13 protein-coding genes are annotated in these 11743 nt (G+C 70.2%); 2 read left to right on the top strand and 11 right to left on the bottom strand.

The genetic code is table 11. The features are described from left to right. Positions 1-96 precede the first annotated feature (96 nt). A complete protein-coding gene (locus ACZ7CH_RS30315) occupies positions 97-636 on the bottom strand; it encodes a TetR/AcrR family transcriptional regulator (protein ID WP_470375498.1) in 540 nt (179 codons plus the stop codon). Positions 637-695: 59 nt separating this feature from the next. Between ACZ7CH_RS30315 and ACZ7CH_RS30310 the strand changes: the two genes are divergently transcribed. Continuing rightward, positions 696-1157: an SRPBCC family protein gene (locus ACZ7CH_RS30310; RefSeq protein WP_360390481.1), complete on the top strand. Its 462-nt coding sequence runs from the start codon at positions 696-698 to the stop codon at positions 1155-1157. Between the two features lie 11 nt (positions 1158-1168). Here ACZ7CH_RS30310 and ACZ7CH_RS30305 read toward each other — a convergent pair whose 3' ends face one another. Together ACZ7CH_RS30305 and ileS are read right to left on the bottom strand one after the other, a co-directional pair. Next, positions 1169-1639 (bottom strand): hypothetical protein, encoded by a 471-nt coding sequence (locus ACZ7CH_RS30305; protein WP_470375497.1) that lies wholly within the window; start codon positions 1637-1639, stop codon positions 1169-1171. 27 nt (positions 1640-1666) lie between these two features. Then, positions 1667-4771: an isoleucine--tRNA ligase gene (gene ileS / locus ACZ7CH_RS30300; RefSeq protein WP_470370695.1), complete on the bottom strand. Its 3105-nt coding sequence runs from the start codon at positions 4769-4771 to the stop codon at positions 1667-1669. Positions 4772-5018: 247 nt separating this feature from the next. Between ileS and ACZ7CH_RS30295 the strand changes: the two genes are divergently transcribed. Further along, complete coding sequence (locus ACZ7CH_RS30295; protein WP_360390490.1) at positions 5019-5363, top strand: DoxX family protein; 345 nt, start codon at positions 5019-5021, stop codon at positions 5361-5363. Positions 5364-5378: 15 nt separating this feature from the next. Here ACZ7CH_RS30295 and ACZ7CH_RS30290 read toward each other — a convergent pair whose 3' ends face one another. The 8 genes from ACZ7CH_RS30290 to ftsZ form a co-directional block, all read right to left on the bottom strand. Beyond that, positions 5379-6278 (bottom strand): hypothetical protein, encoded by a 900-nt coding sequence (locus tag ACZ7CH_RS30290; RefSeq protein WP_470375496.1) that lies wholly within the window; start codon positions 6276-6278, stop codon positions 5379-5381. A 40-nt stretch (positions 6279-6318) separates the two neighbouring features. Beyond that, positions 6319-6804 carry a hypothetical protein gene (locus ACZ7CH_RS30285; RefSeq protein WP_360390496.1) on the bottom strand — a complete coding sequence of 162 codons (486 nt, stop codon included), beginning with the start codon at positions 6802-6804 and terminating at the stop codon, positions 6319-6321. Between the two features lie 15 nt (positions 6805-6819). After that, complete coding sequence (wag31, locus tag ACZ7CH_RS30280; protein WP_360390498.1) at positions 6820-7638, bottom strand: DivIVA-like cell division protein Wag31; 819 nt, start codon at positions 7636-7638, stop codon at positions 6820-6822. 48 nt (positions 7639-7686) lie between these two features. Continuing rightward, a complete protein-coding gene (locus ACZ7CH_RS30275) occupies positions 7687-7962 on the bottom strand; it encodes a YggT family protein (protein ID WP_458434334.1) in 276 nt (91 codons plus the stop codon). A gap of 19 nt (positions 7963-7981) precedes the next feature. Further along, complete coding sequence (locus ACZ7CH_RS30270) at positions 7982-8638, bottom strand: cell division protein SepF (RefSeq protein ID WP_470370696.1); 657 nt, start codon at positions 8636-8638, stop codon at positions 7982-7984. Positions 8639-8704: 66 nt separating this feature from the next. Beyond that, positions 8705-9403: a YggS family pyridoxal phosphate-dependent enzyme gene (locus ACZ7CH_RS30265; RefSeq protein WP_360390507.1), complete on the bottom strand. Its 699-nt coding sequence runs from the start codon at positions 9401-9403 to the stop codon at positions 8705-8707. Continuing rightward, positions 9400-10104 carry a peptidoglycan editing factor PgeF gene (gene pgeF, locus ACZ7CH_RS30260; protein ID WP_470375495.1) on the bottom strand — a complete coding sequence of 235 codons (705 nt, stop codon included), beginning with the start codon at positions 10102-10104 and terminating at the stop codon, positions 9400-9402. Before pgeF ends, ACZ7CH_RS30265 begins: the two co-directional genes overlap by 4 nt. A 76-nt stretch (positions 10105-10180) precedes the next feature. Then, positions 10181-11500: a cell division protein FtsZ gene (ftsZ, locus tag ACZ7CH_RS30255; RefSeq protein WP_360390512.1), complete on the bottom strand. Its 1320-nt coding sequence runs from the start codon at positions 11498-11500 to the stop codon at positions 10181-10183. Positions 11501-11743: the final 243 nt, after the last annotated feature.

The following is an 11743-nucleotide window of genomic DNA, read 5'->3' as shown; positions in this document are numbered from 1 at the left end:
GTGTGCCGATGGGATGCGTCAGACACATCCACTCCGCCCGGAGGTCCTCCCATGTTCAACCCGACACGCCGTCAACAACCTGATTAGTCACTACACCTAGCCGCGCCGGAGCAGGACCTCCACCGCCTCGTCGACCACCGGCTCGACCAGCTCCGGCGACGTCACCCACATCTGCGCCTGCCCGAGGTAGAGGCTGAACGCGATCAACGCCCGCTTCCTCGCCTGCTCCGGCGCGAACCCGAGCTGCTCGAACAGCACCGCGAGGTAGGCGATCCGCTTCTCGGTGACCCGCCGCAGCACCGGCGCGATCACCTCGTCGTCGGCGCCGGCCTGCAACGCCATCTCCACCGACCCCTTGTGGGTGCGGTCGAGCACCGTCGCGAACAACGTCCTGAGCCTGGCCTCCGGCGTCAGCTCCGCCTCGACCAGCTCGATGACCTTCTCGGTGTGCTCGCGCTCCCACCGCTCGACGGTGGCCCTGAGCAACTCCTTCCGGCTCTTGAAGTGGTGGTAGACGCTGCCCTTGGTGGCGCCCTCCCTGGCAGCGAGCGGCTCGATGGCGACGGCGCTGAGCCCGCCTTCCGCCAACGCTCTCAGCGCTTTCTCAGTCCAGTCGTCACGAGTCCTCCGCACCACGCTTCCATACGCTACCGTACGTTCCGAGAACATACGCCACCGTATGGAGGGAGATCACCATGATCAGGAACGTCCACTCGCGGGACCTCGGCGTGCCGGCCGGTCCGTTCGTCGAACGCATCCAGGAGCTCTGGCCACCCGCCTGGGGCAGGCAGGAGTTCGACCGCCCGCTCGGCGTCGGCGCCGACGGCGGCCACGGCCCGATCCGCTACCACTGCACGGAGCTCATCCCCGGTTCGTCGATCACCTTCGCGTTCTCGAGCGGCGAGGGCACCCACACGTTCTCGGCCGCGGGCACCGTCCTGACCCACGAACTGGTCGGCGAGTTCGCCCCGCTCACCCGCCTGCGCTGGGCGCTGGTGGTGCGGTGGCTGCACGACGCCTGCCTGGAGGACCTCCTCGACGCCTGCGAACGCGCAGCCGGCCGCGAACCGGCCCGCCCAGCCCGGTGGTCGCCCTGGGTGCGGCTGCTGCGACAGGGCCTCGGGATGCTGACGAAGCGTCGCGCAGTGCGGGTGTGAGGCCGGGCGGGTCACGGCTCAGAGGCAGTGCGCCTCAACGGGCACGAAGCTGCCGTCCCGGTATGCGCGCCCGTACAACGCACCCGTGTCCGCGAACTTCTCGTAGATGCCCGCGGGCACCGGCTCACCCGCACCATCCGCCGCACCGCCGCGGAGCCCCGGACGTCAGCCCCACCACGTCGCACGTCCCACACCACACCGACCGGGTCGCCCCACCCGTCCTCGGCGGCGAAGCCGACGACGTATCCGGCCCGCGCCGAGCGCACCACCGTGTAGCGGTGACCGGCCGGCGGCTGGAGGGTGCTGCGTTCACCGGCGGCGTCCCAGACCTGCCCGAGCACCGGCTCGTCCCGCGCGCCGTACCGGGTGGCGACGACCCGCCCGTCGTCGTCGAAGTCCTCGACCTGGTAGGTGGCGCCGTCATCGGTGCCCGCGATCGTTTTCCGCCGTGCACACGGGACGGGGCCGTTTCCGGTCGACATCCCCGGAAACGGCCCCGTCTCACGTCATCAGGCGCGTGCCACGGCCACCTTCACCTTGGCACCGTCGCCGACCGTGCCCTCCGAGACACCGGCCCCGAACACCACGTCCGCGGTCAGCGTCTCCGACTTCACGAACTCCAGGTGCCGCTCCACGGCCGCGCGGACCTCCTCGGGCAGCTCCAGCGTCAGCGTGATCCGGTCGGACACGTCCAGCGCGGCGTCCTTGCGCGCCTGCTGCACCACCCGCACGAGGTCACGCGCGACACCCTCGGCCTCCAGCTCCGGGGTCACCGCCGTGTCCAGCACGACGACGCCGCCGCCACCGGGCAGTGCCGCCGTGGCGGCCGGATCCGTTGCCACCAGGCGCTGTTCGTACTCGCCCTCGAACAGCTCGATCCCGGCGGCCACGACCTGACCGTCCACGAGGGACCAGTCGCCGGCCTTGACGGCCTTGATCACCTTCTGCACGTTAGGGCCGAGCCGCGGACCGGCCGCGCGCGCGTTGACGACCAGCTGGAACTGGCCGTACGCGTCGACGTCGGGGGTCAGCGACACCTCCTTGACGTTCACCTCGTCGCGCACGATCTCCGCGAAGTCCTCCAGCGCCGCCGCCGAAGAAGAAGCAACCGTCAAGCGCGCCAACGGAAGCCGCACGCGCAGCTTGTTCGCCTTGCGCAGCGACAACGCCGTGGAGCAGACCGCGCGCACCTCGTCCATCGCCGCCACGAGCGCGTCGTCCGCGGGCAGGTCGGTCACGGCCGGGAAGTCCGCCAGGTGCACGGAACGGCCACCGGTCAGCCCCCGCCACACGACCTCGGCCGTGTACGGCAGCAACGGCGCCGCGACGCGCGTGACGACCTCCAGCACCGTGTGCAGCGTGTCGACCGCGTCTTGGTCGCCGGACCAGAAACGGCCGCGCGAACGCCGCACGTACCAGTTCGTGAGCACCTCCAGGTACTCGCGGACCAGCTGGCAGGCACCGGAGATGTCGTAGACGTCCATCGCCGCGGTGACGTCGCGCACGAGGTCGTGCGTCTTCGCCAGCGCGTACCGGTCCAGCACGTGCTTCGAGTCGACCCGCCAGGTGCCCTCGACGCCCTCGGCGTTGGCGTACAACGCGAGGAAGTACCAGGAGTTCCACAGCGGCAGCACGGCCTGGCGCACCGCGTCGCGGATGCCGCGCTCGGTCACCACCAGGTCGCCGCCGCGCAGGATCGGCGAGGCCATCAGGAACCACCGCATGGCGTCGGAGCCGTCGCGGTCGAAGACCTCGTTGACGTCCGGGTAGTTCTTCAGCGACTTGGACATCTTCTGGCCGTCGTCACCGAGCACGATGCCGTGCGCCACGCAGTCGCGGAACGCCGGCCGGTCGAACAACGCCGTCGCGAGCACGTGCAGCGTGTAGAACCAGCCGCGCGTCTGCCCGTTGTACTCGACGATGAAGTCGCCGGGGTAGTGGTTCTCGAACCACTCGGCGTTCTCGAACGGGTAGTGCACCTGCGCGAACGACATGGAGCCCGACTCGAACCAGCAGTCGAGCACGTCCGGCACGCGGCGCATCGTCGACCGGCCGGACGGGTCGTCCGGGTTCGGGCGCACCAGCTCGTCGATGTGCGGGCGGTGCAGGTCGGCCGGGCGCACGCCGAAGTCGCGCTCCAGCTCGTCCAGCGACCCGTACACGTCGGTGCGCGGGAACTCGGGGTTGTCCGACACCCACACGGGCAGCGGCGAGCCCCAGTAGCGGTTGCGCGAGATGTTCCAGTCGCGCGCGTTCTCCAGCCACTTGCCGAACTGGCCGTCCTTGATGTGGCCGGGCACCCAGTTGATCTGCTGGTTGAGCTCGACCATCCGGTCCTTGAACTGCGTGACCGCGACGAACCACGCCGACAGCGCCCGCTGGATCAGCGGGTTGTTGCACCGCCAGCAGTGCGGGTACGGGTGGTCGTAGGTCTCGTGCCGCAGCAGCAGACCGGCGTCCTTGAGGTCGCGGATGATCTGCTTGTTCGCCTCGAACACGTGCACGCCCGCGTACGGCGGCACCTCGGCGGTGAACGTGCCGTCGGAGCCGACCGGCACGACGACCTCGATGCCCGCCGCGTCCGTCACGACCTTGTCGTCCTCACCGAACGCCGGTGCGATGTGGACGATGCCGGTGCCGTCGTCGGTGGTCACGTAGTCGGCGGTCAGCACCTGGTGGGCGTTCTCGCGGCCGACGAAGAAGTCGAACGGCGGCAGGTACTTCTTGCCGACCAGGTCCGCACCCTTGTACCTGGCGACGACCTCGGGCTCCTCGCCCAGCTCCCGCGCGTAGGCGGCGACGCGGGCCTCGGCCAGCAGATACCTGTCCCCGTCCGAGCCGACCACGGTCACGTAGTCGACGTCCGGGTGCACGGCGGCGGCGAGGTTGCTCGGCAGCGTCCACGGCGTGGTCGTCCAGACCAGGGCCTTCTCACCGGACTCCAGGCGCAGCGCCACCGTGACGGCCGGGTCCTGCCGGTCGCGGTAGGCGTCGTCCATCTTGGTCTCGGTGTTGGACAGCGGCGTCTCGCAGCGCCAGCAGTACCACAGCACGCGGAAGCCCTCGTAGATCAAGCCCTTGTCCCACAAGGCCTTGAACGCCCACATGACGCTTTCCATGTAGTCGAGGTCGAGCGTCTTGTAGTCGTTGTCGAAGTCGACCCAGCGCGCCTGCCGCGTCACGTAGTCGCGCCACTGGTCGGCGTACTGCAGCACCGACGTGCGGCAGGCCTCGTTGAACTTCTCGATGCCCAGGGCGTCGATCTCGTTCTTGTGCGTGATGCCGAGCTGCTTCTCCGCCTCGTACTCGGCGGGCATGCCGTGCGTGTCCCAGCCGAACCGGCGCTCGACGTGCTTGCCGCGCATGGTCATGTAGCGCGGCACGACGTCCTTGACGTAACCGGTCAGCAGGTGGCCGTAGTGCGGCAGGCCGTTGGCGAAGGGCGGGCCGTCGTAGAAGACGAACTCGTTCGCGCCGTCGTCGCCCACCGGGTTGCGGTCGATGCTCGCCTGGAAGGTCTCGTCGTCCTTCCAGTACCCGAGCACGTCCTGCTCGAGGTTCGGAAAGGACGGCTGCGCCGGGACCTCGTTCGCTCCGGCCCTGGGGTAGGCCATCTCCACTGCTCCTCGCGGTCAGATGTGACACGCGAGGACGACACGCCGATGTGGCTCGGCGAGCCGCGGTACCACCCCGCTTGCCCACCACGCGGGTGAGCCGCTCGTTCTTCGGCTGTGACGGGCCGGTCCCGTCCGGTTCTACTGAGGTTCGCCGAACCCGTTCTTCCGGAGGCTCCCCGGTGATGGCCGGATCGGTGCCTGTGGTTACAGCGTAACGGGTGGGCGCAAACCGTATGCTCGCGCGATGACGTTGACCACCGCGCTGTCCATCGTGCTGGCCGTCCTGTTCGTCGCGACCGGCGCCGGCAAGCTCGTGGGTGCGCGGAAGTCGATCGAGGTCCGCGACCACTTCCGGATGAGCGGCGGCCTGTGGCGGACCATCGGCGCGCTGGAGTGGGCGGGCGCGGCCGGTCTCGTCGTCGGCTCGTTCACCTGGGCGTGGGTCGCGCACGCGGCGACGGTCGGTCTGGGCCTGCTGATGGTCGGCGCGACGGTCACCCGGCTGCGGTACGACTCGAAGCCGACCGGCGTGGTGCTGGACCTGGTGCTGCTCGGCCTGCTGATCACCCTGCTGTTCCTGGACCGCTGAGCGGCGACTCCACCCCTACGGGCGCGGCCCGAGCTCCACGATCCTCGCGCCGCCGAGGTCGGGCAGCCGGCGGACGGCCCGGCGGCCCCGGACGAGCATGACCGCGGGGACCAGCAGCAGGACCAGTGCGACCGCGACCACCGGCAGCCAGAGCGGGAAGCCCGGCGGCGGCACGGTCTCCCGCACGAACGCCAGCAGGTCCGCCCGCACCGGCCCGTCGGCCAGCCGGGCGCCCTGGGCAGAGCCGGGCACGGTCTTGACGGTGCTGAACAGGGCCGCGTTCCCGAGCCGCGCCACGACGCCGGTGGCGGTCACCTCGCGCCCGCCACCGAGGCCCACACCGTCGTCCTCCACCGCGGCGAGGAAGACGGGCCCGTCGAACGCCTCCAGGCCCGCGGCGGCGTCGAGCACGTTGCCGCCCATCGCCACGCGTTCGAGCGGGGAGAGCAGGAACATGCCGTGCAGCCGGGGCACGTCGGCCGCGACCGCGGCGAGGGCGGTCGCACCGGTGGTCCCGGCGCCCGCCATGAGCGAGGTCACCCCGCGCCGTTCCAGCTCCTGGGCGGCGGCGACCACGTCGTGGTCGAACCGGAAGGACTTGCCGAGGTCGAGCACCTCGGTGCGCGCCTGGAGCAGGAGCACCTGGTAGCCGTCGTCCTCAAAGTGGCGCGCGAGCGGCAGCCAGTCGCAGAACCCGTCGGTCACCCCTGGCACGAGCAGCACGCCCTTCGGCCCGCCGCCGAGCACCAGCCCGGTCAGCTCCAGGTCGTCGGCGGCCCGGAACGCGACAGCGCCACCGCGCAGGTCGGCCGGCACGCACCCGTCCAGCTCAGGACCCGCGACCGCGGTGGACGTGCCGCCGAGCAGCACGAGGACGGCTACGGCTGCGGCGTGGACCAGTGTTCTGAAAGGCACACCGCATTCTGGACCCCCGCACGGCCTCGGCAGGCGGGAATCACGCGGACCGGCTCCGGCGCACCAGCGCGCCGTCGGGCGCACACACCCCGCAGGGCGTGAAACCGAGCTGACGTGCCTCCTGCACCGGGAGGCCCAGCGTGGGCCTCCCGGCGAGCCAGGAACACGAGCTCAGGTGGTACCGGGGCCGCTCGTCCAGCACCCGCACCTCGTCCACCAGGTCGGCCACGACGAGCAGGTCCGCCGCGTCGGTGTCCTCTTCCGGTGGTTCCTCGTCAGCAGGCGGCGTGTCGGCAGGCGCCGGCGAGACCACCTGATGATCATCAGGTACAGCATGTTGATCTACACTCTGGGCTGCGGCCGCGGGGTCCCCCGGACGTCGTCGCCACCAGTCCCATGCGAGGACCAGGGCGGCGAGCGCACTCGCTCCCACGGAGGCCCACGCCCAGATCGTGTCGGACGTGGTCAGCGCGGGCACGAGCAGCCCGAGGGCAGCCAGCACCAGAAGCAGAACTACGAAGAGCACCTAGCGAACAGTAGTTCAGCCCGCTTCGGCGCGTGCGCCGAAGGAGTAGCCCTGGGAGCGCCCCTCGGACGGAGCGGCGGGGCCGCGGTCCTGGAGGTCGCGCAAGGACGACTCGAGCATCGTCTTCAGCCGCGTGCGGTACTCGCGCTCGAACGTCTGCAGCTTGTCGATCTGCTTCTCGAGCGTGTTCTTCTCCTGGGTGATGTTGCCCATCACCTCTGCGTGCTTGCGCTGCGCGTCGCGGTCGAGCGCGGTGGCCTTCTCACGGGCCTGCCGCTCGAGCGTCTCGCTGCGCGTGCGCGCGTCGTTCAGCATGGTCTCGGCACGCGTGCGCGCCTCGTTGACCATCGTGTCGGCCTTCACGCGGGCGTCGGACAGCAACTGCTCCGACTTCGTGCGCGCCTCGGACAGCATGCCGTCCGCCTCGGCCTTGGCCTCGCCGGTCAGCCGGTCCGCCATCTCCTGGGCGAGACCCAGGACCTTCGCGGCCTGCACGTGGTGGTCTCCGCCACCACCGGGCGACGTCTGCTCCATCACCGAGGGCGGCGGGACCGGCGCCAAGCGGCGCGGCGGCTCCTCGACCGGCATACGGCTCGTCACGGGGCCGGCAGAAGCCTTCGCACGCGCGTCGTCGAGGTCGGCACGCGCGGTCTCGAGCTGCTGGTCGAGCTGCTCCACCTGCTGACGGAGGTCGTTGTTCTCCTCGATCAAGCGGGCCAGCTCGCCCTCAACCAGGTCGAGGAACGCGTCCACCTCGTCCTCGTTGTAGCCCCGCTTGCCAATCGGCGGCTTGCTGAATGCAACGTTGTGCACATCAGCGGGGGTCAACGGCATCGGATCACCTCTCGCACTCCTGGGCTGCGGTCATCCCACGGTTCCCCGTCACCTGGGATCTGCAACTTGCATCAAAATGATAACGAGCAGCCACAGCACAATAATCGATAGGTCCAGTCCGACGCCTCCGATCCGCACTGTCGGGATCACCCGACGCAGCGTTCGGACCGGAGGATCGGTCACGGTGTAAACGGTCTCCAGCGTCACGGCGACGCCGCCCGCAGGACGCCACTCCCTCGCGAACGTCCGCACCAGCTCGACCACGACGCGCGCGGTCAGGAACAGGGAGAACGCGAAGAGGAGGTAGTAGATGACGAGACGGATCGGGTCCACGGGGTCAACTCTAACCGCGGTTCCCGAACCCGCCCTCCGCCAGCTTCCTCCGGTCCTCCGCCGTCACGTCGACGTTGGGCGGTGAGAGAAGGAACACCCTGCTGGTGATCTTGTCCATGGACCCGCGCAGAGCGAACGCGAGCCCGGCCGAGAAGTCGACGAGGCGCTTGGCGTCCGCGTCGTCCATGTCGGTCAGGTTCAGGATCACCGGCGTGCCGTCGCGGTAGTGCTCCCCGATCGTGCGCGCCTCGCTGTAGCTGCGCGGGTGCAGCGTCGTGATGCGCGCCAGCGGGTTGCCCGCGGCCGGCTCGGCGACCGGGCGCAGCCTGCTCACGGGCTCGCGCTGCGGGTCGACCGCCAGCGCACCGTGCACCGGTGCGTCAGCGCTCCAGCGCCGCGTGCCCGGGGGGCTGCTCACCCCGCGCCGCGACTCCGGCTCGTAGTCGTCCGACTCGTCGAGGTCGGCCCGGTACCCGGAGCCCTGGAGCTCCGACCGGCCCGCCGTGAACGCGCGGCCGCGTCGCGGGTAGTCGTAGTCGTCGGCCTCGGCCGCGTACTCGGACCGGTAGTCGCCGTAGCGACCGCGGTCGTCCTCGTAGCCGGGGTCGTCTGCGTACTCGGCGGGGACCATCCCGAAGTAGGCCTTCAGCTTGTGCAAAGCGCTCATTCCAGCCCCTCCTCGGCGGTGCCCCACTTTAGGGACGGCGCGGACGGTCCCGAGGTTCCCGACACCCTAGGGCGAGGTTAGTCGCCGGCTGCCGAGCAACGCCGTTCCGACACGCACACAGGTAGATCCGTGCGAGATGGCATCTTCCAGGTCGCCGCTCATCCCCGCTGACAGCACGACAGCACTGGGATGATCATCACGTAGGCCTGATACCACCGAAGCCAACGCTTCAAACGCCTGCGCCGGCCTCATCGTCAGAGGGGCGACGGTCATCGCCCCTCGAAGAATAAGATCACCCGAACGAGTGATCACGTTAGCCACTTCCGCAACATCGGCCACGGCCACCCCACCGCGTGACGTGTCACCGTCCAGGCTGACCTGCAGCAACACGTCCAGCGTGCGGCCCGCCGCGTGCGCCGCCTTCGCCAGCGCCTCGGCCAGCCGGACCGAGTCGACCGAGTCGACCTGGTGGGCCCACCCGACGACGGACCGCGCCTTGTTCCGCTGCAACCGCCCGACCATGTGCCACCGGGCGTCGGTGAGGTGTGCCAGCTGACCGGCCTTCGCGGCGGCCTCCTGGTCGCGGTTCTCGGCGAAGTGGCGCAGACCGAGCTCGTAGAGGTGCTCCACGTCGCTCGCGGGCCAGGTTTTCGTCACCGCGAGCAACATCACCTCGCTCGGGTCGCGCCTGGCCGCCGCGCACGCCTTCCCGATGCGGTCGCGCACGTCCGCGAGGTTCGCCGCCAGCTCGTCGCGCCGGTTCACGGTTCGATCCAGACGACGGAGGCGAGCCGGCCGGTCGGGTTCTCCCTGCGGTGGCTGAACAGGTCCTTCTCCTCGAAGGTGCAGCGCGGGTCGACCCCGATCCGCGCCACCCCCGCGCTCGCGAGCTGGTTCCACAGCCCTGCCCGCAGGTCCAGGGCCGGCGTGCCCTTGCGCGACTTCGACGCGCTGCCGGGGAGGTGCTTCTCGACGTCCCGCTGCATCTCCGCGGGCACCTCGTAGCACTCGCCGCACACGCTCGGCCCGAGCAGCACCTCGATCCGGTCGAGCTCGGCACCCTGCGCCATCATCGCCTTGAGCGCCTCGACCACGACACCGACCCGCGCGCCGACCCGCCCGGCGTGCACGGCGCCGACGACACCGGCCTCCTGGTCGCCGAGCAGCACCGGCACGCAGTCCGCCGTCAGCACGGCGAGCCCGAGACCGGGCTCTTTCGTCACGACCGCGTCGGTGGCCTCCAGCGGTTCGGCCTGCGGCCCGTCAACCACCGCGACGGTGCGGCCGTGCACCTGTTCCATCCAGACCAGGCGGTCCGGGGTGAGCCCGACGCCCTCGGCGAGCCGGGCCCGGTTCGCCTCGACCGCACCGGCGTCGTCCCCGACGTGGTCACCGAGGTTGAACGAGTCGTACGGGGCTTTGGACGCACCACCGGCACGTGTGGTGACAACACGACGAATACGCACGCCCACAGCCTAGTTCTCGAACGACGGAGGACCCCCGAGCACGGGTGCTCGGGGGTCCTCCGGGGTCTGCGCCTGGTCAGCGCCGCATGAACGGCGGCACGTCCACCTCGTCGTCCGGGTCGTCGGTGACCGGGACCGGCCGCGAGGGCAGCGAGCCGTTCTGCGTCAGCGGCCGCGGCACGGACGGCGCGTAGCCGTTGCCCTGCACGTGCGAGGGCTGCGGCGGCACGGCCGTGGGCGGCTGCTGCACCGGCGGGGCGGGACGCACCTCCGGCTGCGGCTGCGGGACCGGCGGCGGGGCCTGCACCACGGGCGGCGGTGCCTGCACGACCGGCTGCGGAGCGGGGGTCGGTGCCGGTGTCGGCGCGGCCGTGGCCGCGGCGATCGGACCGGTGGCGGTGCGCTGCGGCGAGGACAACGCCGTCGGCTCCAGCTTCTTGTGCGTGGGACCGCCGCTGTCGAACCCGGCCGCGATCACCGTGACCCTGACCTCGTCGCCGAGGGAGTCGTCGATGACCGTACCGAAGATGATGTTCGCGTCCGGGTGCGCGGCCTCCTGGACCAGCGACGCGGACTCGTTGATCTCGAACAGGCCCAGGTCGGAGCCACCCGCGATGGACAGCAGCACGCCGTGCGCGCCCTCCATCGAGGCCTCCAGCAGCGGCGAGTTGATCGCCTTCTGCGCGGCCTGGACCGCTCTGCCCTCACCGCGCGCCGAGCCGATGCCCATCAACGCCGAGCCGGCGCCGGACATGACGGACTTGACGTCCGCGAAGTCCAGGTTGATCAGACCGGGGGTGGTGATCAGGTCGGTGATGCCCTGGACACCGGAGAGGAGCACCTCGTCGGCCGAGCGGAACGCGTCCATCAGGCTGACGCCGATGTCACCCAGCTGGAGCAACCGGTCGTTCGGGATGACGATGAGCGTGTCGCACTCGTTGCGCAGCGCCTGGATGCCGTCCTCGGCCTGCTTGGCGCGCCGCTTGCCCTCGAACGAGAACGGGCGCGTCACGACACCGATGGTCAGCGCGCCGAGCTTGCGGGCGATCGAGGCGACCACGGGAGCGCCACCGGTACCGGTGCCACCGCCCTCACCTGCGGTGACGAAGACCATGTCGGCCCCCTTGAGGACCTCCTCGATCTCCTCGCGGTGGTCTTCCGCTGCCTTGTGGCCGACCTCGGGGTTGGCCCCGGCGCCGAGGCCGCGGGTCAACTCGCGGCCGATGTCGAGCTTGACGTCGGCATCGGACATCAGCAAGGCCTGCGCGTCGGTGTTCACCGCGATGAACTCGACGCCCTTGAGCCCGACCTCGATCATGCGGTTGACGGCGTTGACACCGCCACCACCGATGCCGACGACCTTGATCACCGCGAGGTAGTTGTGCGGGGGCGTCATCGGATCCGCCTTCCTGATCGTGGTCCGTGCTGTGGTGCTGGGTGGTGATGCACCCGGATTGGAACTCTCAACCTCTCGGCGAGACTCAGAGTTATGTCAACCCCATATGTTCCTGCTGGACGGTAAGCACCGGCGGTGCGTCGGTCCAGCAGCCACGCCGCAGATTCCCAACACTGTGCGCTACTACTCCCCGGTCGTGCCGTCAAGCAGTCCGCACGATGCTGAGCACTGCGCACCACAAGC

The sequence above is a fragment of the Lentzea sp. NPDC037011 genome (genome assembly GCF_055607425.1).
The sequence above is the reverse complement of the archived record's forward strand: the minus strand, read 5'-3'. Positions and strand labels throughout refer to the sequence as shown.